Origin of the sequence: Nocardiopsis ansamitocini, from assembly GCF_030268225.1 — a bacterium.
In the GTDB taxonomy this organism is placed as follows: domain Bacteria; phylum Actinomycetota; class Actinomycetes; order Streptosporangiales; family Streptosporangiaceae; genus Nocardiopsis_D; species Nocardiopsis_D ansamitocini.
The window spans coordinates 132,575-158,161 of record NZ_BSQG01000002.1; the positions used below are offsets into that span (position 1 = coordinate 132,575).

23 protein-coding genes and 1 pseudogene are annotated in these 25,587 nt (G+C 65.0%); 14 read left to right on the forward strand and 10 right to left on the reverse strand.

Annotated features, from left to right (window positions below; all coding sequences use genetic code 11):
• Positions 1 to 33: 33 nt before the first annotated feature.
• Positions 34 to 549 carry a PaaI family thioesterase gene (locus QSJ59_RS07120; RefSeq protein ID WP_285758082.1) on the reverse strand — a complete coding sequence of 172 codons (516 nt, stop codon included), beginning with the start codon at positions 547 to 549 and terminating at the stop codon, positions 34 to 36.
• A gap of 68 nt (positions 550 to 617) precedes the next feature.
• Between QSJ59_RS07120 and QSJ59_RS07125 the strand changes: the two genes are divergently transcribed.
• Positions 618 to 1,946 (forward strand): aminotransferase-like domain-containing protein, encoded by a 1,329-nt coding sequence (locus QSJ59_RS07125; protein ID WP_285758083.1) that lies wholly within the window; start codon positions 618 to 620, stop codon positions 1,944 to 1,946.
• 79 nt (positions 1,947 to 2,025) lie between these two features.
• On the opposite strand, the gene QSJ59_RS07130 is transcribed toward QSJ59_RS07125, so the two are convergent.
• Complete coding sequence (locus QSJ59_RS07130; RefSeq protein ID WP_285758085.1) at positions 2,026 to 2,298, reverse strand: hypothetical protein; 273 nt, start codon at positions 2,296 to 2,298, stop codon at positions 2,026 to 2,028.
• A 136-nt stretch (positions 2,299 to 2,434) separates the two neighbouring features.
• On the opposite strand from QSJ59_RS07130, the gene QSJ59_RS07135 reads away from it, so the two are divergent.
• Positions 2,435 to 3,325 (forward strand): LysR family transcriptional regulator, encoded by an 891-nt coding sequence (locus QSJ59_RS07135; RefSeq protein ID WP_285758086.1) that lies wholly within the window; start codon positions 2,435 to 2,437, stop codon positions 3,323 to 3,325.
• 180 nt (positions 3,326 to 3,505) lie between these two features.
• Here the strand turns inward: QSJ59_RS07135 and QSJ59_RS07140 are convergent, their stop codons facing one another.
• Complete coding sequence (locus tag QSJ59_RS07140; RefSeq protein WP_285758088.1) at positions 3,506 to 4,345, reverse strand: helix-turn-helix transcriptional regulator; 840 nt, start codon at positions 4,343 to 4,345, stop codon at positions 3,506 to 3,508.
• 406 nt (positions 4,346 to 4,751) lie between these two features.
• On the opposite strand from QSJ59_RS07140, the gene QSJ59_RS07145 reads away from it, so the two are divergent.
• Complete coding sequence (locus QSJ59_RS07145) at positions 4,752 to 5,696, forward strand: SDR family oxidoreductase (protein ID WP_285758089.1); 945 nt, start codon at positions 4,752 to 4,754, stop codon at positions 5,694 to 5,696.
• A 59-nt stretch (positions 5,697 to 5,755) separates the two neighbouring features.
• On the opposite strand, the gene QSJ59_RS07150 is transcribed toward QSJ59_RS07145, so the two are convergent.
• Positions 5,756 to 6,490, reverse strand: a complete 735-nt coding sequence (locus QSJ59_RS07150) for a DUF3159 domain-containing protein (protein ID WP_285758091.1) — start codon at positions 6,488 to 6,490, stop codon at positions 5,756 to 5,758.
• A gap of 55 nt (positions 6,491 to 6,545) precedes the next feature.
• Positions 6,546 to 8,345 carry a S9 family peptidase gene (locus QSJ59_RS07155; RefSeq protein ID WP_285758092.1) on the reverse strand — a complete coding sequence of 600 codons (1,800 nt, stop codon included), beginning with the start codon at positions 8,343 to 8,345 and terminating at the stop codon, positions 6,546 to 6,548.
• 1,504 nt (positions 8,346 to 9,849) lie between these two features.
• On the opposite strand from QSJ59_RS07155, the gene QSJ59_RS07160 reads away from it, so the two are divergent.
• The 4 genes and pseudogenes from QSJ59_RS07160 to QSJ59_RS07175 form a co-directional block, all read left to right on the forward strand.
• Positions 9,850 to 15,117: a DUF6531 domain-containing protein gene (locus tag QSJ59_RS07160; RefSeq protein ID WP_285758093.1), complete on the forward strand. Its 5,268-nt coding sequence runs from the start codon at positions 9,850 to 9,852 to the stop codon at positions 15,115 to 15,117.
• Positions 15,118 to 15,150: 33 nt separating this feature from the next.
• On the forward strand, positions 15,151 to 15,795 hold the full coding sequence (locus tag QSJ59_RS07165) for a hypothetical protein (protein ID WP_285758094.1): 645 nt from the start codon (positions 15,151 to 15,153) through the stop codon (positions 15,793 to 15,795).
• 237 nt (positions 15,796 to 16,032) lie between these two features.
• Complete coding sequence (locus tag QSJ59_RS07170; RefSeq protein WP_285758096.1) at positions 16,033 to 16,194, forward strand: hypothetical protein; 162 nt, start codon at positions 16,033 to 16,035, stop codon at positions 16,192 to 16,194.
• A 4-nt stretch (positions 16,195 to 16,198) separates the two neighbouring features.
• Positions 16,199 to 16,282: pseudogene (locus QSJ59_RS07175) on the forward strand (hypothetical protein); the annotation flags it as partial.
• Positions 16,283 to 16,516: 234 nt separating this feature from the next.
• Here QSJ59_RS07175 and QSJ59_RS07180 read toward each other — a convergent pair.
• Positions 16,517 to 17,074 (reverse strand): nuclear transport factor 2 family protein, encoded by a 558-nt coding sequence (locus QSJ59_RS07180; protein WP_285758098.1) that lies wholly within the window; start codon positions 17,072 to 17,074, stop codon positions 16,517 to 16,519.
• 66 nt (positions 17,075 to 17,140) lie between these two features.
• Complete coding sequence (locus QSJ59_RS07185; RefSeq protein WP_285758100.1) at positions 17,141 to 17,452, reverse strand: hypothetical protein; 312 nt, start codon at positions 17,450 to 17,452, stop codon at positions 17,141 to 17,143.
• Positions 17,453 to 17,628: 176 nt separating this feature from the next.
• Between QSJ59_RS07185 and QSJ59_RS07190 the strand changes: the two genes are divergently transcribed.
• The 3 genes from QSJ59_RS07190 (at position 17,629) to QSJ59_RS07200 (ending at position 20,904) form a co-directional block, all read left to right on the forward strand.
• A complete protein-coding gene (locus QSJ59_RS07190) occupies positions 17,629 to 18,426 on the forward strand; it encodes a helix-turn-helix transcriptional regulator (RefSeq protein ID WP_285758103.1) in 798 nt (265 codons plus the stop codon).
• Positions 18,427 to 19,391: 965 nt separating this feature from the next.
• Positions 19,392 to 20,300, forward strand: coding sequence for a hypothetical protein (locus QSJ59_RS07195; protein ID WP_285758105.1), 909 nt, complete (start codon positions 19,392 to 19,394; stop codon positions 20,298 to 20,300).
• A 37-nt stretch (positions 20,301 to 20,337) separates the two neighbouring features.
• On the forward strand, positions 20,338 to 20,904 hold the full coding sequence (locus QSJ59_RS07200) for a hypothetical protein (RefSeq protein ID WP_285758107.1): 567 nt from the start codon (positions 20,338 to 20,340) through the stop codon (positions 20,902 to 20,904).
• Between the two features lie 5 nt (positions 20,905 to 20,909).
• On the opposite strand, the gene QSJ59_RS07205 is transcribed toward QSJ59_RS07200, so the two are convergent.
• Positions 20,910 to 21,638: an XRE family transcriptional regulator gene (locus QSJ59_RS07205; protein ID WP_285758108.1), complete on the reverse strand. Its 729-nt coding sequence runs from the start codon at positions 21,636 to 21,638 to the stop codon at positions 20,910 to 20,912.
• A gap of 434 nt (positions 21,639 to 22,072) precedes the next feature.
• Between QSJ59_RS07205 and QSJ59_RS07210 the strand changes: the two genes are divergently transcribed.
• The 3 genes from QSJ59_RS07210 to QSJ59_RS07220 all read left to right on the forward strand — a co-directional run bounded on the left by QSJ59_RS07210 (position 22,073) and on the right by QSJ59_RS07220 (position 23,538).
• On the forward strand, positions 22,073 to 22,345 hold the full coding sequence (locus tag QSJ59_RS07210; RefSeq protein WP_285758110.1) for a hypothetical protein: 273 nt from the start codon (positions 22,073 to 22,075) through the stop codon (positions 22,343 to 22,345).
• Between the two features lie 152 nt (positions 22,346 to 22,497).
• The gene (locus QSJ59_RS07215) at positions 22,498 to 22,977 is read left to right on the forward strand and encodes a GntR family transcriptional regulator (RefSeq protein WP_285758111.1); all 480 of its coding nucleotides are present in this window, start codon (positions 22,498 to 22,500) and stop codon (positions 22,975 to 22,977) included.
• A gap of 9 nt (positions 22,978 to 22,986) precedes the next feature.
• The gene (locus QSJ59_RS07220) at positions 22,987 to 23,538 is read left to right on the forward strand and encodes an HD domain-containing protein (RefSeq protein WP_285758113.1); all 552 of its coding nucleotides are present in this window, start codon (positions 22,987 to 22,989) and stop codon (positions 23,536 to 23,538) included.
• Positions 23,539 to 23,542: 4 nt separating this feature from the next.
• Here the strand turns inward: QSJ59_RS07220 and QSJ59_RS07225 are convergent, their stop codons facing one another.
• On the reverse strand, positions 23,543 to 24,019 hold the full coding sequence (locus QSJ59_RS07225; RefSeq protein ID WP_285758114.1) for an NUDIX domain-containing protein: 477 nt from the start codon (positions 24,017 to 24,019) through the stop codon (positions 23,543 to 23,545).
• Between the two features lie 13 nt (positions 24,020 to 24,032).
• Positions 24,033 to 24,770: a DUF5919 domain-containing protein gene (locus QSJ59_RS07230; protein ID WP_285758115.1), complete on the reverse strand. Its 738-nt coding sequence runs from the start codon at positions 24,768 to 24,770 to the stop codon at positions 24,033 to 24,035.
• Between the two features lie 302 nt (positions 24,771 to 25,072).
• Here QSJ59_RS07230 and QSJ59_RS07235 point away from each other — a divergent pair, with 302 nt between their 5' ends.
• Entirely contained in the window at positions 25,073 to 25,483 is a 411-nt protein-coding gene (locus QSJ59_RS07235; RefSeq protein ID WP_285758116.1) for a plasmid replication, integration and excision activator, read from the forward strand.
• Positions 25,484 to 25,587 lie beyond the last annotated feature (104 nt).

Here is a 25,587-nt window from a genome sequence, read left to right on the forward strand (position 1 = left end):
CCCCGACCGCCGCGGGTCCTGCCCACCGGCCCCTCATCGCCCGGTGGCTTTGTCGCCGGACAATGTCATGACCGTGCTGGAGACCGTCGCGACGGTCGTGCCGTCCGCGCGGATGATGTCACAGGCGTAATGGGTGATGGTGCGGCCCGAATGGGTCGGACGGGCGCGTGCGAGCAGTTCGCCCGTCCAGACCGGCCGTAGGAAGGTCGCCCTGAGATCGATACTGGTGAACGACTGGCCCGGCCCGATGAGCGTCGAGCGGGCGGTGCCGATCGCCGCGTCGGCCAACTCGACCAGGAAACCGCCGTGGACCGTGCCCTGCTGGTTGCCGTGCAGTTTGGTGTCGGCGCGGACGCGCAAGGTGGCGCTCCCCGCTCCCACCTCCACGATCTCGAAGCGGAGCAACTGGGAGATCGCCGTCGGATAGCGCATGTGGGTGCGCTGCTCCGGACGCAGGGTGCCGGACACCGCCCTTTGCAGATAGGCCAGAACCGGCAGTTCCTCGCCCCGGGGCTCAGGGGCGTTCGCGTCGACTTCGTCTCGATCCATGGCGTCACGCTAGTGACTGATCTCAGTACAATCACCTTAATGTCCTAGATACAAGTTGGCGGAGAACGGTGAGGCAGCCTCGGTACAAGGCGATCGTCGACCGGTTCGCTGCGGCGATTCGCAGCGGACGGCTGGCCGCTGGATCACGCATGCCCACCCACAGGGAACTCGCCCGCGACCACGGCATCGCCCTGGCGACCGCAACGCGTGTCTACACAGAACTGGCCGAAGCCGGGCTCGTGGTCGGAGAACCGGGGCGGGGGACGTTCGTCCGCGAGCAGTTCGGCTACGACGGGGTCGAGCCGCAGCGCGTCGCGCACGGGAACCGGGTCGCCGACCTGGCTTTCAACCAACCTCTTGATCCGGGCCAGGCGGACGACCTCCGCGACAGGCTGCGCGAGTTGGCCGCGACGGGAGACATCGAGACGCTTCTCGTCCAACATCCGCCAGGGGGCCGCAGCACCGACCGAGCCGTCGTCGCGACGCACCTCCTCGATGCCGGCATAGACGTCGCCCCGGAGAACGTGTTGCTGACCGGCGGGGCACAGCACGGGCTCGACACCGTGCTCAGGGCCCTCGCCCGCCCCGGTGACGTGATCGCGGTCGACGAACTCACCTACCCGGGCATCAAGCTCATCGCCGACGTCCAAGGGATCGAACTCGCGGCCGTGCGGCACACCGACCGCGGCATGAGCCTCGGATCGCTGGAGAAACTGTGTCGCGAGCGCAGTGTCAAGGCGGTCTACACCATGCCGACACTGCACAATCCGCTCGGCAGCGTCATGGGCGCCGATGACCGTTCACGGATGGCAGCCGTTGCCCGCCGGTACGACACGTTCCTGATCGAAGACGCCACCTACGCGTTCCTCGCGCCCGATGCTCCCGCCCCCTTGTACGCAGTCGCTCCGGAACGAACCGTCTATGTCGCGAGCCTGTCGAAGAACCTCGCGACTGGTCTGCGTTTCGGTTTTCTCGTCGCGCCGACCGCGCACCGCCACCGCTTGGTCCGTACCCTGAAAGCCTCCAGCTGGGGAACGCCTCCGATCATTGCCGCCCTGGCTGTCGCCTGGCTCCGCAGCGGCGCGATCACCAGGTGGACACACCAGCGGCGGATCGACGCCCGGAGCCGCCAGCACGTCGCGGCACGCGTGTTCTCCGGCCTCGACTACCGGGCCCATCCGGCGGCCTATTTCGGCTGGCTGCGCTTACCGTCCGGGATCCGAGCCGTGCAGATGGAGCGCACGCTTGCCGCGCAGGGCATCCTCGTCTCCACGGCCGACGAGTTCTCGGTAAGGCCCCATCCGCCGGCCGCTCTCCGGATCTCGCTCTCGGGCACACCCACCCTGGCGACCCTGGAGCGGGTTCTGGAAACGATCCGTACCGAGCTGCCCCCCTGAGCCCCGGGGTGCCGCGTCCACCCGGATCCGCCCGATCGGCGTTCCCGCCGTGTCCGAACCGTCGGGGCGCACCCTGCGATCAGCGAGGATCCTGCCCGGAGACCGGCCCGCGAGCGCCGTCGCCGTGCCTCCACGGTCCTTGGCAGGCCACGTCGATCGCCTCCTGTGTGCGACCGTCCTCCAACAGCCAGACGATCACGTGGAGTTGCTCGCGGTACGCGCGCTCCGCCGATGCCACGGGAAAAGGGCCCCAGACCCTGGCCGCCTCCAAGGCCTCTTCGCCGGCCCGCAGTCCGGGCAGACGCAGCAGCGTTCGTACGCACTGCCGGACACGACTGCGTCTGGTTGCCATCAGTCGCTCCCATCTGCTTTGTTGGCCTTCGGGGATTCGGAAGCCTTGAAGCGAATCTAGGCCGAGAAAGGCGCCGGAGCCTTTCGCCGTTCCCGGTTTGGCTTCCGGTCCGGTGAAGGCAGAAGGAGAGCGGTGGATGAACTTTCGCGACCTGGCACTCTTCGTCGAGGTGGTCGACACCGGTTCCATCACGGCCGGCGCCCAACGGTGCGATCTGTCGTTGTCCGCGGCCAGCGTCCGGATCGCCTCGCTGGAGCGTCATTTCGACGTGCGTCTGCTCGACCGCGGACGCAGGGGAGTCCTGCCGACTCCGGCCGGAGAAGCCCTGGCCGCCCAGGGGCGCCGGCTGCTCGCCGGTGCCGAGGACCTGGAGAGCGGCATGGCGGCCCGTGCCCGTGGGCTGGAGAGCACGGTCAGGTTGGTCACCAACAGCTCCGCTGCGGACGCCCTCGTCGAGTTCCTGGCCGCGACCCTCAACCGCCTGCCCAACACGGCTGTCACCATGACGGAGCTCGGCAGTGAGGCGGCCGTCCAGCACGTGCTGGACGACCGCGCCGATATCGCGGTCGTCTCCTCGGTCCCGGCCGGCGCGCCCTGCCGGACGCGCCCGCTGTGGGACGACCGCCTGGTGGTCGTCGGGCCGGTGACGTCTGCGGCGCGGCACCCTCTCGGTCTCGAAGAAGTGCTTCGTGACCCCATCGTCGGCCTGCTCCAGGGAAGCCCTTTGCAGGACCTCGTCGACCGATACGCGCGCGGACGCGGCATCGAACCCGCCTACCGTGTTCGCCTGCCCGCGTTGGGGGCCGTCTGCGCGGTCGCCAGTACCGGCGCGGGACGGGCCGTCGTGCCGCGCGAGTCGGCGAGGCGACACGGTGTCTCCCCGGCCGCCTTGTACGAGCTGCAAGAGCCGTGGGCCCGAAGGAGCGCGACGCTCGTCGTCAAGGACTCCGACAGTGCCAGCCGGAGCACGGCCGCGTTCGTCGACCTGCTTCTCCGGCATCGAGCGGACCTCGGCACCGAGCACTGAAAAATCGTCCTGGCTCCCGCCGACCGCCGAGCACCCGGTCCGGAAGAACGGGAGGCCTCGCCGGTGGTGCCCGCCCGAGAGGGGGCTCAATACACATGCCGCGGCACACGGCTTGCTGCGGCGACGGGTGCACACCCGAAGCGGGCGGATGACGGTTCCGGCAGTGCGAGTGGAACGTGTTCAGCGAAGCGCCCGGGGCCCGACGGCGGACAGCAGGCGCAGTTTCTCGTGGCTCTCGCTGCCGGGAACGGCGGTGTAGACGAGCAGTGAGTGCGCCTGGCCGGGGTCGACCAGTCGCTGACAGTTCAGCTCCAGGGGGCCCACCTCGGGGTGGACGAAGCGCTTGACATGGTGGGGACGCACACCGATCTCGTGGTCCTCCCACACCCGGCGGAACTCTTCGCTGAGGTCGAGGAGCAGGCCGGCGAGGTACGCGGCCCGCGAGTCAGGGCCCCGGAGGGTGACGAGCTCGCGCAGGCCCGAGGCGTACATGCGGGTGAGGAAAGCGTGCTCCTCGGGCGCGTAGAACCGCCGAACCGCGGGATCGGTGAACCACCGGTACCCCGAGCAGCGGGCAGGCCCGGTGTATCCGGTCGTGTCGCCGGTGAGCGCGACACCCATCGGGGTCTGCCGCAGCGTCTCACCGAGTTCGGTGACGATCTCGGCGGGCGTGTCGTCCAGGCGGTCGAGGACCCGCAGCAGACCGGGGCTGATGTGCTCGTTGACCGTGCCGCGTGCGGGCGGGTTCTGCCCGGCGAGGCGGAACAGGTGGTCCCTCTCGTCGAGTGACAGGTGCAGCCCCTGGGCGATCGAGGCGAGCATCTGGTTCGACGGCCGAGGCCCGCGTTCCCGCTCGAGTCGGGAGTAGTAGTCGGTCGACATGTGGCACAGCGCCGCGACCTCCTCGCGCCGCAATCCGCTGGTCCTGCGGCGCTGCCCGCGCGGAAGACCCACGTCTTCGGGCTGTAGCGCCTCCCTGCGTCTCCGCAGGAACTCCGCCAAGCCGAGGCGATCGATCACGACATCCCTTCCGCCGAGGTGCTGCTCCGTGTCTACCATCCGCGCGCGACGGCAACCACGGATCGCCGATCCCCCTATGCCGGCCCCAGGCGCGCCCAGGTGAGCCTGGGATCGGGAGGCCGTGGCTGCTTTCTCGGCTTGGGCCGAGAATCGATGCGGTGAACCGAGTACGACAGAGAACGGGAGACGACGGACCTCTCGGGCAGGACCGCCGTCGCCGCGGGTCCGACGCAGGGAATCCGGCGGGGCGGGGCATCGGCCGGTCCCTCCTGATCGCGGGCGGCGCGATCAGGCGACCATCGCCCGGTCCGCATGCGGAGCCCGGCATCCGTTGAACGAGAAGACCCCGAACGCCTGCCGAGTCCTCACCGGGCACGCGTCAACGACGTCACGAAGGAGCAGAACCATGCCACGCCGAATCATCGACATCACCGTGCCGAGCCTGGCCGGAAAGCGCGCGCTCGTCACCGGCGCGAGCGACGGAATGGGTCTGGGCATGGCCGAGCGGCTGGCCGCGGCCGGCGCGGAGGTCGTCCTGCCCGTCCGCAACCCCGACAAGGGCGCGAACGCGGTCGCGAGGATCCGCCGAAGCCACCCGGATGCGCAGGTCTCGCTACGCGAACTCGACCTCTCCTCGCTCGACTCGGTCGCGGCCCTCGGCGACACACTCCGCCAGGAGGGCCGCCCCATCCACATCCTCATCAACAACGCGGGGGTGATGACACCGCCGAACCGGCAGACCACGGCGGACGGTTTCGAACTCCAGTTCGGCACCAACCACCTCGGCCACTTCGCCCTCGTCGGCCACGTCCTCCCGCTGCTGCGCGCAGGCCGCGCCCGCGTCACATCGCAGATCAGCGTCGCGGCGAACCGGAACACGATCAACTGGGACGACCTGAACTGGGAGCGTTCCTACCACGGCATGCGCGCCTACAGCCAGTCCAAGATCGCGTTCGGACTCTTCGGCCTCGAACTCGACCGACGCAGCAAGGCCCACGGATGGGGCATCACCAGCAACCTCTCCCACCCGGGAGTGGCCCCGACCAGCCTCCTCGCCGCCCGCCCCGAAGTCGGCCGCGCCAAGGACACCTTGCCGGTCCGTCTGATCCGCGCGCTGTCGGCCTTCGGCATCCTCCTCGGCACCGTCGAGACCGCCAAACTCCCCGCCCTCATGGCCGCGACCGACCCCGGCGCCGAGCCCGGCGCGCTCTACGGGCCCAGCGGCCCCGGCAACCTCGGCGGTCCGCCCGCCGAACAGCGCATCTACTCCCGCCTGCGCGAAACCGACGACGCCGAGCGGATCTGGCGGATCTCCGAGCAGCTCACCAAGGTCCCCATCCCCACCACCTGACCGCCGTCGGGGCGTTCCCCGGGAGAACCCCGTCCGGGGCCCGATGCCGGGCGGACCGGTCAGACCCGGGGAGCTGCCGAGGCACCGGCGGACTTGATGAGCCGCTTGGTCGAGCGGCGGAACGCCCAGATGACGACGACCGCGGCCAGCGCCGTCAGCGGAAAGCCCGTCACCGTGTCGGCGATCGCGAGCCCGGTCGTGGAGTCGGCGAGATAGAGCCACTGCCGCACGGCGAACCGGGCGGCTAGCATGGCCATCACGGCGAGGGTGGCGAGGTCGTGTACGCGCAGCGAGGGCCGGTCCTTTCGCCAGGGGTGCGTGTTGCCGTGGACGGCGTTCCAGATCATTCCGGTCAGCGGCCGCCGCACGACGAGCGAGACGAGCATGACCACGGCTCCCACCAGGGAGACCCAGATCCCGATCAGGAAGAAGTCGTTGGCCGATCCGGTCAGGGCGGCGATGCCTCCGGCGGCCACGACCCCGATGACCCCGCCCATAGCGGGCGCGAACTGCTCACCGCGCCACATCCGCAACGCGGTCAGCACCAGGGCGACGGCGATCGAGATCCCGATCGCCACCAGCAACGAGAGGAAGGGAACGGCCGCCGCGAAGACCACGACCGGCAGGGCGGAGTACACCATCCCCGACGGACCGCCCAGCCCCTTGAGCACCTCCGCTTTCAGGTCGACGGGCGGCTCTCCCGGCCGTGCGGCCCCGTCGACGGTCTCGTGCGCGCTTTCCCGGACGTTCTCGCGCGGGGTCCCGTCGGCGCGGTCGTGGTCGTGGTCGGTCATGATGGTCCGTCCTCCCAGGTGCGTAAGGGGGTCGAGCAGGTCGGTGCGGTCGTGTTCAGGCGTGGTCCTCCCGTCCTCCCAGGTGCTGCGCGAGGAAACGCTCGATGGCGCCGAACAGGGTGATCTGGTTCTCCGGGTTCACGAAGCCGTGTCCCTCGTCGCCGAAGAGGAGGTATTCGACGTCGACGTCGCGGGCGCGCAGGGATTCGACGATCTGGTCGGACTCTTCCCGCACGACACGGCTGTCGTTGGCGCCCTGGACCACCATCAGCGGCGTGCGGATCTCGTGGACCCGGGTGATCGGGGAGCGGGCGAGCATGTCCGCCTCCTGCTCGGGGATCTCGGGGTCGCCGACGTAGCGGTACCAGTTGTTGACCAGGCCAGGGCGGACGAACGCGGGCTGGGTGCGCATGAAGTTCGCCAGGTTCGAGATACCGACGACGTCGACGGCTGCGGCGAAGCGGTCGGGGGTGAAGGTGACCCCCACCAGTGCGGCGTAGCCGCCGTAGGAGCCCCCGATGATCGCGACCCGCTCGGGGTCGGCGTAGCCCTGCTCCACCGCCCAGTCCACGGCGTCGATGAGGTCGTCGTGCATCTTGCCCGCGAACTCCCCGATCGCGGCCTGGGCGTGGGCTTTCCCGTAACCGGTCGAGCCGCGGAAGTTCACCTGCAACACCGCGTAGCCCCGGTTGGCCAGCAACTGCACACTGCTGTCGAACCCCCAGGCATCCCGGGTCCACGGTCCGCCGTGCACGAGCAGCACCATCGGCAGACCGGTCGGCTCCACCCCGACGGGCAGCGTCAGGTAGGACGGCAGCCGTAGTCCGTCGCGTGCGGTGATGGTGACCGGGCGCATCGGGGCCAGCGCGTCCGGGTCGAGGTGCGGGTAGGGCCGGAACAGCAGCCGGGACTCGCCGGTGGAGTGGTCGTAGAACCAGGTCGCTCCCGGATCGCGGTCGTGGTTGAAGGCGACGACCCACCGCTGACCGCTCGTGTCCGAGGACACCATGGTCAGATCGCCCTCGGACAGTTTCTCCAGGTTCTGTAGGACTTCGGCGAAGTGCGGGTCCAGGGCGTGGATCACCTGGCGTTCACCGAGGTAGCGCACCCCCAGCAGTTCTCCTCGACGGCCGAGGATCAGCGGCGAGGGGAGCGTGGGGAAGACCTGGGCCCGGGTTTCGAGATCCATGGTCGGGTGGCTGTCGACCTCGGTCACCTCGCCGGTGGCCAGCTCGACGTGGACCAGACGGGTGAGGTCGGTGCCCCGGTGGGAGCCGATCCACAGGCCGGTCCCGTCCGGCGTGGCCTGCATCGGGTAGACGCCCAACGGGTAGTCGGTGCCGTCGAACCACTCGCCGGCTTGGAGCAGCCCCGGAGCCTGGGAGGTGGGATCCTCGTCCCGCGGCGTGAGTCCACCGGTGGGCACGTCGAGCTCAAAAGACTGGAACTCCCCGGTCGCCCTGGCGAGCAACAGGGTCATCCTCCCCGACCGGTCGGCGGCCGGCTCGAAGCTCACGACCCTGTCCCCGGGGAAGGGGGTGAGGTCGACGGCTGCGGCTCCAGGAGTGTCCAGGTCGACCCGGTACAGGTGCCAGTTCTCGTCACCGCCGTCGTCCTGGAGGTAGAGCAGCCAGCGCGGGTCGTCGGCCCACTCGTAGCGCACCACGTTGCGGGTCTCGTCGGCGGTGACGCACCTGGGCTCGGAACCGGGTTCGAGGTCGTGGATCCAGACGTTGAGCCGGTTCTTCCACGGTGCCAGGAAGGCGATCCGGGTGCCGTCGGGTGAGATCGACGCGCGGGCGCGCTCCGGCAGACCGAGAAGGTCCTCGACCGGGATCAGGTCGGGCAGTGCCATGCCGTTCCTCTCGTTCGTGTTCGGGAACGCCGGCCGCCTCCGGGAGGCGGAGTGAGCCGGGGACCGGAGCGGCCGGGCTCGACCAGCGGATTCACCCCCAGTCTTCTTTGCGCTGCGTATCGGCACCAGTGACGCCGTGTCATGGGTTCACCCGGAGAAACATCATGGCGAGGTGATGACACACCCCACGGGCGAGGGCCCGTCGGAGGAGCCATAGGGCGTGGGAGTGCGTCCATTGCTCCGTACTCGACACGTGCCTCCCGGCCTCGCCCTCGTCGGCCAGGCAATGGGGCGCAGCGCGGGATCGCGTCCTCAGCCTCATCAAGATCATTGACCTGAAAGCCCGTCGTCGTAGGTCCGTTCCAGGGAGGAACTGGCTTTCGGGGGTGTGAGGGAGTTCCCGCCCGGATGGTCGTGTGGTGGGGCGAGGCTGCTCCGGTGAACGTCTGCCTGTCTTCGGGCGAACCGGTTGCTCGCGAAAGCAGAGAAAACATGTCCACATAAGGTCATTTTTTGCAGGTTTGAGATTTTATTAAGCACATTACGCCTGGTGCAACGCATGTTCTGTTTCAGGCTTATCGGTCGATGTGAGAGGTGTGCTGGGTTTCGTCCTTTACGGATGATCTTGGGTTGGTTACTTTTACCCGGTCCTTAAGCCACGGCTGCTGTGCCGATGGCGCGGGCGTCGGGTTCCTGGTCTGACGCCCATCGCCTGACCACGTTCACGAATCGGGGAGCGCCCCGGTGGGGGTTGCTGATGCTTCGCGCTGGTGTGTGGCACGTCCGAGCTCTGGTGCTGCTGCTCGTCCTGGTGCTGCTGGTGGGCAACGCCTGGCCAGGGGGGCCGGGTTCTGCGGCCATGGCAGCGGTCCCCGACGCGGCCGCCGGCCAGAGCGCTGCGGCGCCGCAGCCCCAGGCGCGGCAGGACGCGATGTCCCTGGCCGAGCGCCGAGAACAGTTGAGCAGTGGCTTGGAGGGAGAGCCCGCACCCCCGCCGGACGCGCCTGAACCGAGCGCGTCCGAGATCGAGGAATTGGCTGCGGAAACTGCCCCAGCTCTAGTTACCCCTTATGCAGTGAATATTTGGGCAACTATGCCCTGGGGAACGGTCGGAGCTGAGTGGGGGATGCTCTCTGGTGCTCCGCGCAGAGGTGTGGGCGCTCCAGGGATGCCATTGCAGGTCACCGTAAGGGTCATGCACAGTAGCTACGATGCGCCGATCACCAATTTTCCGACCGATTTGCGTGAAGTTTCAGTCAAATGGAAAGTGCAGACCTGTTCGGAATCGGTTACATATGACTTTGGTCAAGTAGTGAGCGCCCCCTACTTGCTTGCTGGAATTAGAGATGGAGCCCCGCTGGTCACCGCTTCATTGTCAATTCCAGAGACCGTGGATTGCCTTGGGCGAGATGAATTTTCCGTAGCGCCAATCTTGCAGATGGTCGACGACGGTTCAGGACAGGTACGACCAGAGCCAGCAGCCCCCATCGCTGTCATTTTCTATATGGTCTCGGAGTTGGACGGAGCTTCGTTGTGTGCCTCCGAATGCACCGGGACGGGGGGTCTGACCCAGCCGGCCAACGCTCGGGGCACCGGGGTCAACACCGCGACCGGTGGTTACGCGGACGTCTTCCCCGATGCCCAGGTGGCTTCGGCCCAGGCCCCGTTCGCGCTCGACCGTTCCTACAGTTCCAGGAACTCGTCCAGCGGGGCGTTGGGGCCGGGGTGGACCCTGCCGTGGGAGACGTCCCTGGAGACCGGGGCCGACGGGCGGGTCGTGCTGCGAGAGGAGTCCGGTGCCCGCCTGACCTTCACCCGTGGCAGCGGAACCTCTTACACGGCCCCGACCGGGGCGCGCTCGGTCCTGCGCGGCACGGACACGGGCTGGCAGCTGGACACCCCGGACCGGCGCACCCTGCGCTACGACACGCAGGGGCGCCTGGCCTCGGTCACCAGCCGCGGCCAACAACAGCTCGCCCTCTCCTACACCGGCGACAAGCCCACCACCCTCACCGACTCCGCGGGACGGGAGTACCAGTTCGACTACACCGGCGCGCACCTGACCAGGGTCACCCTGCCCGATGGCCGCTCCACCCGGTACGGCTACACCGGTGGCCGGCTCACCAGCGTGCGGGCACTGGACGGAGCCACGACCACCTACGGCTACGACCCCGACGGACGCCTCGACCACATCACCGGCCCCGACGGGCACGCCCTGCTGGGCCTGGTCTATGACGCCCAAGGCCGGGTCACCGAACAGACCGACGCCGTGGGAGCGGTGACCCGCTTCGCCTACACCACCGCGAACGGCTTCGACACCACCCACACCACCACCCCCTCCGGTGGCATCTGGACCGACCTCTACTCCCGCAACGTGCTGTTCGCCCAGATCGACCCGTTCGGCAACGCCACCAGCCACACCTACGACGCGGACCTCAACCGCACCTCGGTGCAGGACCCGCTGGGCCGCATCACCACCTACACCTACAACACGGCCAAACGCCTGACCCAGACCGTCACCGCGGCTTCCTCCACCTCCTGGACCTACGACGCCAACGGCAACGTCACCAGGGCCACCGACGGCGCCGCGCGAGCCGCCACCTACGAGTACACCGCCGCCGGCCTGCTCGCGGCCACCGTCGACAGCCTGGGAAACCGCACCGTTTTCACCTACACCGCCGCCGGCCTGTTGGAGAGCGTCACCACCCCCGAAGGCAACACCAGCAGCTTCGAGTACGACGCCCACGGCAACCAGACGGCGGTGGTGAGCCCGTCGGGCGCGCGTGAGGAACGCACCTACGACACGGCCGGGCGTCTGCTGAGCGTCACCGACCCCCGCGGCCACGACAGCGCGAACCCGCAGAACCACACCACGGCCTTCACCTACGACGACGCCGACAGGGTCACCTCCCGCACCCTGCCCGGCGGCGGCACCGAGCACTTCACCTACGACGCCTACGGCAACCCCACAGCCTCCACCGACGCAGCAGACCGAACCACCACCTACACCTACAGTTCACCGGGACGGCTGGAAGAGGTGAGCGCGCCGGGCGACGCCACCACGACCTACGCCTACGACGCCGCCGGCAACCTCACCGAAGCGACCGGCCCCGACGGTGCCACCACCTCCCACACCTACGACGAGGCCGACCGGCATCTCACCACCGTCACCCCGCGCGGCAACGCCCAAGGCGCCGACCCCCAGGACTTCACCTGGACCTTCGGCTACGACGCGGCCGGGCAGCAGAGCACCGTCACCGACCCGCTGGGCAACACCACCGCCTACGCCTACGACGCCGACTCCCGCGTCATCCAGACCACCGACCCCCTGGGCACCGTCCGCAAGAGCACCTACGACCGGGGCGGCCTGCTCACGACCGTCGTCGACGGCAACAACCGCACCGAGACCCTCCGCTACGACACCGCCGGACAGCTCATCCGCTTCACCGACCGGCGCGCCAAGAACTTCACCTACGCCTACGACGCCGACGGCAACCTCACCACGAGCACCACCCCCACCGGCGCGGCCACCACCTACGCCTACACCACCGACGGCCTGCTTGCTTCCGTGGTCGACCCGCGCGGCAACGCCCAAGGCGCCGACCCCCAGGACTTCACCTGGACCTACGCCTACGACCAGGCCGGACTGCTCGCCTCGGTCACCGACCCCCTGGGCCACACCCAGACCAGTACCCACGACGGGCGCGGCCTGGTCACCGCGATGACCGACGCCCTGGGCAACACCACCGCCTACGCCTACGACGCCCTGGGCCGAGTGGAAACACTCACCGCCCCCGACGGCGGCACCACCGGCTACACCTACGACCCGGCCGGCACCCTGGCCTCTCGCACCGACGCCAACGGCCACACCACCGACTACGGCTACGACGACGCGGGCAGGCTGACCTCGGTCACCGACCCCCTCGACCGCGTCCGCACCCTCGACTACGACCCCGAAGGCAACCTCACCCGGGAAACCAACGCCCGGGGCCACACCACGACCTACCGGGCCGACGCCCTGGGCCGCACCACGCGAGCCGACTACTCCGACACCACACCCACCGTCACCATCGTCTACGACGCAGCCGGGCGCCCCGTGCAGGTCACCGACGGCACCGGAACCCGCTCCTTCACCAACCTCGACGGCGAAGGCCGCCCGCGCACCGTCATGCTCCCCACCGGCCAGGGCAGCATGGCCTACACCTACGACAACGCCGGCAACATCGCCTCCATCCGTACCCGCGACAACCAGACGACCCGCTACGTCTACAACGACGACGGCCAGATGGTCTCCCAGGACATCGCCGCCAGCCACAAAACCGAATACGCCTACGACCCGGCCGGCAACCTCACCACCGTCACCAGTCCCACCGGCAACGGCCACACCGAAACCCGCACCTACGACCCCGCCAACCTCCTGAGCGGCATCACCACCGGAAAAGCAGGCACCGCACTCTCCACCTGGGCCCTCACCCGCGACCCCAACGGCCAACCCCTCCAGGTCGACGCCGTGCGGTCAGGGCAGGCCGGCCGCCAGATCTTCGCCTACGACGACAACGGCCGCCTCACCCAGGAATGCGCCACCACCCCCGACGCCACCGCGTGCCCCGCCGGACCCGACACCACCACCTACACCTACGACCAGGTCGGCAACCGCCTCACCGCCCAAAGCGACACCACCACGACCTACGCCTACGACGCCGCCGACCAGCTCACCTCCGTGGTGAGCGGGACGACCACCACGCCCTACGCCTACGACGCCGACGGCAACCTCACCTCTGACGGCACCGCCGCCTTCGACTACAACGCCCCGGGCAGCCTCACCGACGTCACCACCCCCCAAGGCACCTACACCTACGCCTACGACGCCGACGGCAACCGCACCTCCGCCAGCCATGACGGCCAGCTCCAACGCACCAGCACCTGGGACATCCTGCACCCCCTGCCCCAGCTGATCAGCGACTACGACGGCGCCGGCGCACTCACCGCCAACTACACCTACAACCCCCACGGTCAGATCCAGACCCAACGCCACGCCACCGGCGGCAACCAGCAGTACCACCTGGACTGGCTCGGCTCCGTCGCCGACACCACCAACGCCACCGGCACCCCCCAACACCAGTACGCCTACAGCGGCTTCGGCCTCACCGACCACACCTGGACAAGCGACGGCGCGCCGGCCAACCCCTTCACCTACACCGGCCAATACGCCGAATCCACCACCGACGCCGCGGGTCTTTACCTACGCGACCGCGACTACCGCCCCGACCTGGGACGCTTCACCAGCACCGACCCCGAACCCCGCCCAACAGCCACCCCCCACACCAACGCCTACGCCTACGCCGAAAACCTCCCCACCACCCTCACCGATCCCTCCGGACGCTGCCCGATGTGCGTCAGCATCGGCATCGGCGCCGTGTTGGGAGGCGTCATCGAAGGCGGCGCCTACGCCCTCACCACCGACAACGCGACCTGGGGCGGCCTCGCCCAAGCGGCCGGACGCGGAGCGGTGATCGGCGCGGTGGGCGGCGCGCTCATGCCGGGCGTGGGCAACCTCGCCGCACGCAGCCTCAGCCTGACCGGGGGCAGGGCCCTGACCCTCTCCGTCGGCGTCAACGCAGGCGTGGGCGCCGGCTTCACCTGGGCCGTCAACGCCGTCCAATGCCGACCGACCAGCCCCACCGACCTTCTCCTGGGAGCCCTCGGCGGAGGCGCCGGTGGCTTGATCGGCCCTGGGCTCAGCAAGCTCGGCACCCTCCTCGGCCCCCGGGCCGCTGCGGGGGCGGGTTCGTCGACCCGGGCTGGTGGGGTGGTCGATACCGTCAACCGGTCCGAGCGTGGTGCCGTGGACCGTCTCGCCGGTTGCACGGGAAACAGTTTCGTCGCGGGTACTCCGGTGCTGATGGCCGATGGCACGTTCAAGCCCATTGAGCAGGTCGAGGTCGGGGACGAGGTGGCGGCCACCGATCCCGGGACCGGGGAGCAGGAGGCCAAGCCGGTCCTGGCCACCATCACCGGGACGGGGGAGAAGGATCTCGTCACCATCACCGTGGACACCATCACGCGAACGCCCGCGGGAGAAGGCGACGCCACTGACGGTGAGGTAAACGGTGCCTCGGACGGCGCGCCGGTGGGTGAGGACGGCAGCATCGTCGCCACCGGTCAGCATCCGTTCTGGGTCCCGGAACTGGGTGAGTGGGTGAACGCGGGTGATTTGGCGCCCGGGATGTGGTTGCAGACCTCGGCGGGGACCTGGGTGCAGGTCAGCGCGGTCAAGGCGTGGACTCAGAGCACCACGGTCCACAACCTGACCGTCGCCGACATCCACACCTACCATGTGCTGGCCGGCGACACACCGGTACTCGCACACAACTGCGGTAGTGGGGCTGCAGACCTAGGCCATCTGATTGATAGGGCTGACGAACTGCATTCTCTGATTCCTTCGGGTGGCCAGCGGTACAGGACTACCGGGGTATTGCATGCCGATGGTGTCGGCGGAGGGATTGATCTTTCTGCTGTTGGGGCGAGGAGTAACCTTACTCTGATCCAGAGAGGAAATTCTCTTGATGCCGGAGAGCTGGCCATATCAATGACCAACGGTGCACACACTGAAGTGAAACTGGTAACTGCGGCCCAACATCTAGGGATTAGACCCGGCGGAATTGCAGTAAGTAGGCCCTTTTGTTCAGATTGCTCTAAATTCTTGACAGGTCAGGGTGCGGTACTCGTGAGTCCCAGGTCCGCACTTTGGCACCCATTTGACGCAAAGTAATTGCAGTTTTCTCTAGAATAAGAAATGGCATAAATGCTCACAAGCGAAGAAATTGGTCGAATCGAGAAAGCGTGCAATGAGCTGACTCTGGAAAAAGTTTTTGTGCTTGCTTTGGCTGCAGGCCACCGGACTCTTCCCGTCTACCAAGCATACAGTGAGGGCAATGTCGAGATGAAAGGGCACGGATTGGTTCACGACGGCCTGGTAGGGGCTTGGAGAGTTCTACGCGCCAGGCCAGGCGCCTCTTTCCTTGAAGTTGCTCCTAGGCTGGAGACCGCGATCGGGACGGCAGAGTCAGACCTTGAGGCGATCAACACGGCCGGTGAGTTTGGCCTCGCGGAAGCTTTAGCGGCTGAGTCGATTCTTGCGGCGATTCTCGCATTGCGCTCCTATCTTGAACAATCGCGGAATGGCGCATTCAATGCCATCATTGGTGCCCTGGAGGTTGATATGGTTTGGGCGGAGGGAGAAGCTGAAAGATCAAACGCTGAAGGCATTGTTTCGTGGGACGGATTGATGGATCACTATGGACAGCAAGTAAGGGATATCGCCCTCTTGTCTGACGTTGACGATTCTGAAAAAGAACTCCTTTTTCGGGATGTCGCAATGCGCGCAGAACAAGAAGGAATGCACTTTTTTGTCCGGATGAAAGCACTGATGTCAACTCCAAATATCTAGAGATCATCTTAAAATCCATCAGCGTGTTTGGTGCGATTTTTCAGCAGATGAGGGTGCAGACGATGGCGAGCATGGCCAAGAAGTCGTGAGGAGTTGCGTTTCCAACGCGCGTTCAACCTGTGTCTGAGATGCCGGGCTGGTGGGGTGGTCGATACCGTCAATCGGTCCGAGCGTGGTGCCGTGGACCGTCTCGCCGGTTGCACGGGAAACAGTTTCGTCGCGGGTACTCCGGTGCTGATGGCCGATGGCACGTTCAAGCCCATTGAGCAGGTCGAGGTCGGGGACGAGGTGGCGGCCACCGATCCCGGGACCGGGGAGCAGAAGGCCAAGCCGGTCCTGGCCACCATCACCGTCGATACCACCACGCGAATACCCGTTCTGGGTCCCGGAACTGGGTGAGTGGGTGAACGCGGGTGATTTGGCGCCCGGGATGTGGTTGCAGACCTCGGCGGGGACCTGGGTCCAGGTCAGCGCGGTCAAGGCGTGGACTCAGAGCACCACGGTCCACAACCTGACCGTCGCCGACATCCACACCTACCATGTGCCCGCAGGAGACACCGCACTCCTCGCGAACAACTGCACTACTACGGTCTATCGCAAGATGGAAACCCGCCTTCCCCCTGCCCGGGCGGCCCGGCGTTTTCGGGGAGCCGAGCCGCTTCTGGTCACAGACCACGCCCGCACGGACAGGGGCGCCGCCCGTGCGGGGCGGGGCAAGGGGTTATCGGCCCGATCGAGAGGAAAGCCGTGGCGAGAGCATGCGTCCGACCGCGCGGAGCAGGGCCCGGAACTCGGCCCCGTTCGGGCGGACGCCCAGGCCGGCGTACATGAGTGCGTTCCCGTACTCGGCCATGAGAACGATCCGGCCGTTCTCGATGTCGAACCGTGTCACATAGGTGTTGCGGTAGGGCCGGCCCGTGCGCGCGACGACCATGTCGCCGATCCCGTGGAAGAAGAGTTCGCCGCCATCGGGTGAGACGCGCCATTCGTGGCCGCGCCAGAGCAACGGGGTGAACTTGTCGAACAGGGCACTCGTGTAAGCGAGCACCTCACTCTTGCCCTTGACATCTGCGACGCAGACGGCCCGCCTGCGACCCGCGATGATGTCCGTGACGCCGTCGGAGGTCGTGGCACCTCGGGTGTGCATGAACAACTGCCGTGCGTCGTCGGCCATGGTTCGGGCCACGGCTTCGATGTCCTTCGCTTCGACGGCGCGGATGAACTCCTTGGCGACGTCGAGCCCGGTTCGGGTGGCGGGTGTTGGTTCCTGGTTATTCATGAGGGTTTCCGATCGTTGCGTTCCACGTGTGAAGATTCGGTTCAGGCGTCCCACGACAGCAAGGGCTCACCAAATGACGTGGGGAGCCCGAAAACCCCGAAGCGGGGCGTCCACCAACGCGTGAACCCGGACTCGTAGGCGAGGAGACGCCTCGGAGAAGGCGGCCAGGTCGACGCCTTCGTCGAATTCGAGGTAGACGATGAACTCCGCGCCGCCGTCGTCATTGGGCTGGAGCCACATCCGTTCCCGGTGGTAACCGACCTCCCGGGCTCTGGTGTCCAGACCGGAGAGGTGGTCCCTGTTCAGGGCGGTGAAGAGGTCCCGGAACTCCTGGACGCGGTTCTGGGGGATCGGGAAGGTCCACGCTGTACTGGTCATGCCGTCTCCTCGGCCATGGGTGATCCGTCGAGTCCGCGGGGCGGTCCTGATCAACCGGGTGCGCCCTTGATGATCCGGGAGGCCGAGCGGGGGAGGAAGGCCACGTCGAGGGTGGTACCGGCAGGGCCAGGTTCGCCCGCCGGCACAGGGCGCGGGAGGCGGGGACAATCGGGGGTATGTCGAGCAGCGATCGGACCGAGTTCGGGGAGTACTTGAGGCGGCGCAGGGCCGCGATGAGTCCTCCGGGCCCGCAGGGCGGTGTGCGGACGTCCCGTCGGCGGGTTCCGGGGCTTCGCCGCCAGGAGGTCTCCGATATCGCGGGTATCTCAGTGGAGTACTACACACGCCTCGAACAGGGGAGAGCGCCCCGCCCCTCGCGCGAGATCCTCACCTCGCTGGCACAGGCGTTCGGGCTATCGGACGCCGAGCGCGATCACCTCTTCCGGTTGGGGGGTGAGTCCCCTCCGGAACCGACCTCTCCCGCCTCTGTCATTCGACCGGGGCTGTTGCGTCTGTTGCGGGGCCTGGACGACACGATGCCGGTCACCGTGCATGACGGGCGGCTCGACCTCCTCGCTCGCAACAAGGCCGCGGAGGAGTTGCTCGGAACCTTGACGGGCAGCGGCCCGTTCGAGCGCAATATCGCCTACCAGGCATTCACGACCGACGTGCTTGCGCACCTGCTCGGAGGCGACGGCTCGGAGTGGTTCCTACGAGTCGCTGCCGCTGAACTCCGTATGGCACTCAGCCGGTACCCCGGCGACGCCTATCTTCGTGCCTTGCTCGCCGAGCTCGCCGCGACCAGCCAGAGCTTCCGCGACCATTGGAAGAAGGGGGAGGTCAGTGCTTCGAGATCCGCGATCAAACGGATGCACCACCCGACCTACGGGTGGGCCCGTTTTGAGATCGAGGTGCTCCACGACCCTGAGCGGGACCACTGGATCATGCTCTACACGCCTCATGATGACGGGTAGTCCGCCGCGCCGGACAGGAGTTCCGGCTACGGAGCGGTGCGGGGTGCTCATTTCGGCAGGGCCGCGATGTCATGTCCTCCGGGAAGAGCGCGCGGGGGCCGAACCTGTGCCCTTCACACGATTCCCGCACCCGTTCGATGTCCGGCCTCCGCGTGTGCGGGGAATGGATGCTTCCCCCACGCAAAGGGATTGGTCCCCTGCCGACGATGGCGTGAGGGAAGCCCTGCCTGAACCGAGAACTTCAACGTGTATTCCCCGCCATCACCCGGACGTAGCACGGAGCAGCCGTAGCCAGCCGGACAAAGCAAAGAGCCCGTTGGCCAGGTTTCCCCTGGTCAACGGGCTTTTCTTGCTGCTTGATCACTGTGCACTCGGAGGGACTCGAACCCCCAACCTTCTGATCTCCCGATGCCCTTTGCCGGCCAGGTGCCCACTCGCATAAATGGCCTCTGAACTGGCGATTCTTCTCGGACGTTTCCCATGGTTCCCGGACGTCCCCCGTAGCCATGTGCAATGAATGTGCATCGGTCTGGGCGCCCGCCACGGGGCTTCGCCCAAGGTGAGCCGCGCCTTTCGACGGACCCGCGCCACCGCTTCCCCAGCCACAGCGTTCGGCAACCACGGTCTCGGGGCGTGTTGCTTGGTCGCGCTGGGGCCGTCACCACAGACAGTCAGCGTCGCGCGACCGAGTGACACGCGATCCGAGCACGTCAGTGGCCATAGGTGGCCATTGGAAAAGAAATGCGTATCACTTTTGGTGATGTCGGGACGGATGTGCCGTTGGTGTGCTGTGATCCCGCTACTGGACCGCAGCACCTTCAGTAGCGGGGGTTGTGGCTCCGGACCGGGCGGTAGCCCGCAGACGGAGCCACAACCCCGTACTGCGACGGCGCGAAGCGCCGGAGCCTTGATCTCATAAAGCCGAAATCGGCAAAATAACTGGTGAATTGAAACGAGGTCTGCTTATGGCAGAAAGGACAGTTCGGTTTTTTGAGATTCTTAACGCTAAGCGAGAGCGACTTCCTTCTCAGATTAAATTTGACGAACTCCGTTATTTGGTAGAAAATCTGCCGGAAAATAAAGCTTATGTAAAATTTAATAAAATGGAAATTCTTGGTTCCGCATTCGATCCTGAAAATGTTGAAGAGCTTTTTGGTGGTGTTCCAATTATTTCATTGGATCGAATAACGAGGAATCCAAGGATGAGGATTGAGCGGCGGAGAAATTATCGCCCGCTAATCTTGGGCTCAGACGAGAATCTTGCAGAGCCGACTTTCTATTCTATATTTGATTCTAATGTTCTTGGGATGATGAGAAACAGTGGGTCGGCGCCGAGTGCTGCATCTTTTCGGGAGTATATGAATAAGATTCTTGGTCCAAATAACGAAATTGAAATTGCCCCGTTGGTAGATAAAAATTTCCTTCGAGCTCTTCGCAATGTAGATGTATTGACCCGTTTTGATGTAGAAGTCGGTCCGAATGTAGTTTCCGAAATTTTCGGACCGGCTCGAACGATTGAGTCTCAAATAAAGCAGCTGCGTAAGAATCTTGGCGCTGTTGGAATTCAGCTAGTAATCAAAATAGACCCTAAGGGTGATGCTCAAGGGGCAGAGATTATTCACTCAGAGATCGAAAAGCTTGCCGCATCTGGAGCTTTTACCTATACAGAGCGAGCTCAAATCGCCTACAGAGATGTCGATTCTTTTAAGGCGAAAACTTTTGATTTTTTAAATGAATCGATAGCAACTTCTATCCAAGTTGACGTAAATGAAGAAACCGATCAGCCAAGAGAAAGTTCTGTCTCACAGTCTATGTATGCTGCTTATGAAGACCTTTTTGATGATATTAAGTTAGCGTTGCGCTCAGTCGGCTAAACTCTAGTTGTCACTGGCACGACGTAAGGTTGCTGCTGTGAAGACGAAGATACTTGAACTATTTGAAAAAGTTCGAGGCTGGCTAGTCGACTGGTGGTGGTTGGATCCGCCCGTTGCAGCAATTCTCTCGTTTATCTGCTGGTACCTGATTCCTCTGCGTAGTCAGTGGGATGTCCTAGGTAATCTTGACCTCCCAGTAAGACAAGCAATTTACACGGATATAATTCAACTTTCTACGATATTTGCTGGTTTCGGCGCGGTCGCTTTTACTGTTTTTATTAGTTCAAGTAGTCCGACAAGCATGAAGCTTAAAAATGGAGACTTAGGGCCGCGGATAATTCGCCTTTGGATTGCAGCACTTTCTTTTCCTTGGATTAGTGCTTTTGTAATTATTCTTGCAAAAGCTACAGATTCGGGTGGTGTTGGATCGACTAGCATTTCAAGATGGCTAGTTCTCGGTGCTGTTCTCGTTATTTTGTTTCAAATGGTGCGCACGCTGCGTGTTTTTTATCAGATTTCTACTTTGGAGATTACAGAACAGAAGCCAGCAAGAAAAACTGCCTCTAAAGGGATAGTAATTGATAAGAATGGGGCACACTTGTGAACAAGTTATCGAAATTTTTTACTATTTTCCCAGACTAAATTAAAGCTCTTTGTGTAGGTGGAGTACATTTCTCTTTCTGTGCTCTTGCTGAATGGAATAACTGGGGCGTTGGATGCAGGGGCTCCATAAATGTGAGGATTGATCATGAGGCGCTGGTCTGACTGGTATATTGAGTTATAGAGAATTGTGTCGTGAGTTCGAATCTCAATTCCTTCGACCTTTTGTAGATGTTGAGATAAAATTAGAGCATTTTTTATTTTTGCTTGCATTGAATTTCCTATTTTTTCTTCGTCTCCTCGATTCTTGACGTGAAAACTTCCAGGACTTCCGAGTGCAATTTTTACTGTCACTCCAGATTGCGCTTTTCTTATAAAAGTTTGCAAAATTTCCGGATCGTCAAACAGGAAAAAGCTGCTGTAGGCGAGTATCCCAATTTGGTCTTTTGCGGATTTAAAAAAATTGAGCCAAACTTGATGGGGGATAGTCCATCGGTGTGGATAAATATGCTCTGATTCTGTTGAATCAGAGTGTTTTAAATCAGTTTTTTTATTTTCTGGCCATAGTTCGGCTCTTGAAGCCCCTGTGAGTTCGGCAACCGCCAACTGGTGCCGAGGGTAGGGCCGTTGGCCAAACAGCCAGCGACGCACGGTCTTCGGATTCACTCCGAGACGGGTGGCGACTTCGGCGTCTGTCAGGTGCGTGTTGGCAAGTGCCTGTCGCAGGGCCTCGTTCACGTGGGTGACCTCCGTGGCGCGGGGGCTCCGACGATAACAGAAGACGTCCCTAGACGTCCCTGAAGATGTCCGATACGGGGTACACATGTCCGCCTGATCAGGCGAGGGTTTCCGCAGATGAGAAGACCCCCGCAAGTGTCGTAAGCACTCCGGGGGCGCGGTCCCACCTTGATCGAGAGCAGGCGGAACATGCGGAACCCTATCGGGCGACCCCAGATCGGACACCCCTGGAAGAGTTCGGCCGCGCGTGCGCGGCCATACGTGCCGCTTCCCTTCACCCCTGAGCCTCGGGCCTACCCGGTGCTGCCCAAAGCGGCCTTGGTCCGCCCCTACGTGTTGGACAGTGAGCGGCGTCGCTGGCGGGAGTGCGCGGATCGGACACGGCTGGGTCTTGCGGTGCTCCTGGATATGGCTCGGCCGTTGGAGTTGGCCCTATGAGCGAGGAACAGGACCCGACGTTGCGGCTGCTCCGGGTGACGTACGGGGATCGGTGGTTCATTCGCCGTACCGAGCGGCTGTGGATCGCGAGCACACGCGACAGGGACAGCGAACACGCGCCGACCCTGATCGAGACCGATGTCGAGAAGTTCGTCGCGCAGCTGGAAGACCCGCCGGCCCGCGTGGGTCAGTTCCTTCTCTCCGAGAACGGCATCCACTTCACCGGCAAACAGCCGCCCGGCTCCACTGGCCCTCGGCCGTTGGCCTGAGCAGACCGCCGCGCGGTCGATGGCGTTCTCCTTCCCCTGCCACGGCCGCGCGGCCTTCTCGATTACACGAGATCAAGGCCGGAACGGAAAATAGACACACTGTCTAAGATCATTGTGCAGCGCTGCACAAGTGACATCGGAGGGACAACCAGGTGAGCCCACGCTCGACCCCGTGGGGGACCTACGCGCAGATCGCGGACGCGCTGCGCACGCGCATCACCGATGGCGACCTTGCCCCTGGCTCACCCCTGCCCTCCGAAGCGGCCCTTGGACAGGAGTTCGGGGTCTCGCGCACCACGATCCGCCGGGCGCTGGCCTCCTTGGAATCAGAGAAGCTGATCCGGCCCCTTCCCGGAACCGGGCGGGTGGTGTGCGACCCCGACGGCCAAGAGGACGGCTCGACGCAACAGCCCCAATACCGCAGGATCGCCACCGACCTACGCGCCCAGATCACTGATGGCGTGCTCGCTCCCGGTGCCGCTCTACCCAGTGAAGCGGCCATCGTCCAGACCTACCAAGTGTCGCGGGGAACCGCTCGCCAAGCGCTCTCGGACCTGGAAGGGGCGGGGCTGATCCGCTCGGTCCACGGTAAGGGCAGGTTCGTTCGCGGGCCTGAAAACCCTTCGCGCTAGCCTGGACATGTGGGACATGTTCAGTGGGCGCGCGACCTTGCTCGGCGGCTCCTCCAAGAGCCGCTTCCCCGACGATGGGCACACACCCAAGGGGTGGCGGAGCAAGCCCAGACGTTGGCCGGTGTGCTCGGTGACGATGCCGACCTGGTGACGGCCTCGGCCTGGCTGCACGACATCGGGTATTCACCCGCCCTGGCCCACACGGGTTTTCACCCCTTGGACGGTGCCCGCTACCTGTACGGTGTCGAGAACGCCGACGAGCAACTGTGCTCGCTGGTGGCCCACCACTCCGGCGCACTCGTGGAAGCCGAAGAACGGGGGATGCGCGGCGACCTGGCGGGCGAGTTCGACCTACCGCGCGCGGAGTTGCTGGAAGCGCTGACCTACTCCGACATGACCACCGGCCCCGACGGCACACACCTGCCTGTTGAACAGCGCCTTTCCGAAATCCTGGTGCGCTATGAGCCGGGCGACATCGTGCACCGCTCCATCACCCGGTCCTCACCCGACCTGATCAAGGCCGTGCGCTCGATCGAGGACCGTCTCACCGACGCGCGTTGATTGGTCAGCCGATGTAGGGCGCGGGGCCGCCGTCGAGGTGGTGGCTGATGCGTAGGCGCATGGACCGGTCCATCCCGCAGTCGGCCAACTCGGTTTTGGGGACCCATCGGACTTCGCGTGACTCGTCGCTGGTGGTGGGCTCGCCCGAGACCGGGCGGGCGAGAAGCACGATGGAGAACTCCTGTCGGGCCTCGCCGTCGCTGGTGTAGAGGATGACGTGCTTGGGGTCGCTGTAGATCCCCGATATCCCGGTGATCGCGCATTCGATCCCGGTCTCTTCCAACGTCTCTCGGATCGCGGCCTCGGGCACGGACTCGCCCAGGTCGATCGCGCCCCCGGGCACCGCCCAGTTGTCGTTGTCGCTGCGGCGGATCATCAAGATCTCGCCGCGGTCGTTGGCGACGATCACGTTCACCGAGGGAACGAGACTGTTGGCGGCCGGGGCCTGGGGGTCGTCGTAGTAGTCGATCCGCCGTGCCATCAGGGGCCTCTCCTCAGTCCAGGGGTGCGGCTTCGTCCCACACCCGCTCGAAGCTCTCGGTGTAGGTGGTGACCATCGTCCCGCCGGCCACCTTGCGCAGGTTGAAGACCGGGGCGTTGGCCGCCGGTGCGCCGTAGACGTGCGTGTTGACCAGCAACTGGTCGTCGCCCCGGTAGATGGAGTTGTACAGGACCGTTCCGTGAAGGCGGAACTCCACGCCCTGCACCGCGCGGAGCGACTTGTAGAGCACGATGACGTTGCGGATCTTGGCGGCCATCGCGTCGTCGATGCCTTCGTCGATACCGCGCTGGGCCACCGCCGGGCTGTCGGGATCGCCCAACAGGATGCGCACCCGCACCCCCGCCCCGGCCTTCTCGGCCAGCAACCGGGCCACGCTGGCGTCCTCGGCCAGGAAGAACCCGCTGTAGACGAGGATTCCGATCTCACGCTCGGCGGAGGAGAAAAGCCGCTTCCACTCGTCCCGGGGCACACTCCACCGGTTGGGGTAGAGGGCGACGATCTCGCTCTCGGACGCGGCCGTGCTCTGCTCCCGCGTCAACGCCTCGGGCCACAGATACGTCTCGTCCACCCCCAGACGCGCGGCGACCGAATAGCGGTGGCGGCGGTAGGGCGTGCGGCCGAGACTGATCCACCGCTCGACGCTCTTGGTGTCCACGCCGATGGACTCGGCGAGGCTGGCCGGTGTCAGTCCCCGTTCGAGTAGGGCGGCGCGCAGCCTCTCGTTTGGCATGAACTCCGTGTTCGCAGGACTTCTAAGGACGCGCTCACATTATCGAGACGTCCCGAACACGTCCAGCCATGTAGTGATCGCGTCCCGTCCTCATGGCCGATGCTCTAAGTGTCCGAAGAACCCAAGACTCCCACCTCCGGCAGGAGGACCGGAACAGGGTTCACCGACCCAGCGCTGAGGGGTAACCACTGACACCACAGTTCGATACATGCTATACATGTGTCGATGTTTGCGTGGTGGAGCTCAACGCGGGTGCCGCGTGCCATCCCGACCAGGAAACAGACGAGAAGGAGTGCTGACTGATGGCGATTCAGGGTGCGTTGCCGGTGGAGTTCGGTGTGGTCTTCCCCAACGGTGCGTTTGCCCTCGGGGTGGAGGCGATCACCGACTTCGAGACCAAGAAGCCCCAGACCGACAAGGACAACGGGTTGCCGTTGTGGGCGGTGGATGTGATCGACGCCGATCCCAACGCGCGGGGCAAAGCCAAGAGTGTGAAGGTCAAGGTCGCCGCCGAGCACTGCCCGACCCTGCCTGATGAGGTCCCGGGGTTGCCTTTCCGGCCGGTGGAGTTCGAGGCGATGGCGGTCATGCCCTACGTCGATGATTCCGGGCGTCGTCCCCGGGTGGCCTACTCCCTGCGTGCTCGTGGGGTGAAAACCCCCGGCACCTCGGGTAACCGCCGCTCCCCGGCTCCGGTGAAGGACGCCGCGTAAGCCCCCGTACACGCGAGTGGGGCGGTCTGATGCGCCAACACCAGACCGCCCCTCACAACCCCTCGTCGAACCGGCTTCCCAACCGAACAACAAGAAGAGGTGCC

Bases quoted from the DNA above. Each gene is read 5' to 3' on its own strand.
- QSJ59_RS07120 (WP_285758082.1), bottom strand. From the start codon at position 549: ATGGATCGAGACGAAGTCGACGCGAACGCCCCTGAGCCCCGGGGCGAG.
- QSJ59_RS07130 (WP_285758085.1), bottom strand. From the start codon at position 2,298: ATGGCAACCAGACGCAGTCGTGTCCGGCAGTGCGTACGAACGCTGCTG.
- QSJ59_RS07135 (WP_285758086.1), top strand. From the start codon at position 2,435: ATGAACTTTCGCGACCTGGCACTCTTCGTCGAGGTGGTCGACACCGGT.
- QSJ59_RS07145 (WP_285758089.1), top strand. From the start codon at position 4,752: ATGCCACGCCGAATCATCGACATCACCGTGCCGAGCCTGGCCGGAAAG.
- QSJ59_RS07150 (WP_285758091.1), bottom strand. From the start codon at position 6,490: ATGACCGACCACGACCACGACCGCGCCGACGGGACCCCGCGCGAGAAC.
- QSJ59_RS07155 (WP_285758092.1), bottom strand. From the start codon at position 8,345: ATGGCACTGCCCGACCTGATCCCGGTCGAGGACCTTCTCGGTCTGCCG.
- QSJ59_RS07160 (WP_285758093.1), top strand. From the start codon at position 9,850: ATGGTCTCGGAGTTGGACGGAGCTTCGTTGTGTGCCTCCGAATGCACC.
- QSJ59_RS07165 (WP_285758094.1), top strand. From the start codon at position 15,151: ATGCTCACAAGCGAAGAAATTGGTCGAATCGAGAAAGCGTGCAATGAG.
- QSJ59_RS07170 (WP_285758096.1), top strand. From the start codon at position 16,033: ATGGCCGATGGCACGTTCAAGCCCATTGAGCAGGTCGAGGTCGGGGAC.
- QSJ59_RS07180 (WP_285758098.1), bottom strand. From the start codon at position 17,074: ATGAATAACCAGGAACCAACACCCGCCACCCGAACCGGGCTCGACGTC.
- QSJ59_RS07185 (WP_285758100.1), bottom strand. From the start codon at position 17,452: ATGACCAGTACAGCGTGGACCTTCCCGATCCCCCAGAACCGCGTCCAG.
- QSJ59_RS07190 (WP_285758103.1), top strand. From the start codon at position 17,629: ATGTCGAGCAGCGATCGGACCGAGTTCGGGGAGTACTTGAGGCGGCGC.
- QSJ59_RS07195 (WP_285758105.1), top strand. From the start codon at position 19,392: ATGGCAGAAAGGACAGTTCGGTTTTTTGAGATTCTTAACGCTAAGCGA.
- QSJ59_RS07210 (WP_285758110.1), top strand. From the start codon at position 22,073: ATGAGCGAGGAACAGGACCCGACGTTGCGGCTGCTCCGGGTGACGTAC.
- QSJ59_RS07225 (WP_285758114.1), bottom strand. From the start codon at position 24,019: ATGGCACGGCGGATCGACTACTACGACGACCCCCAGGCCCCGGCCGCC.
- QSJ59_RS07230 (WP_285758115.1), bottom strand. From the start codon at position 24,770: ATGCCAAACGAGAGGCTGCGCGCCGCCCTACTCGAACGGGGACTGACA.
- QSJ59_RS07235 (WP_285758116.1), top strand. From the start codon at position 25,073: ATGGCGATTCAGGGTGCGTTGCCGGTGGAGTTCGGTGTGGTCTTCCCC.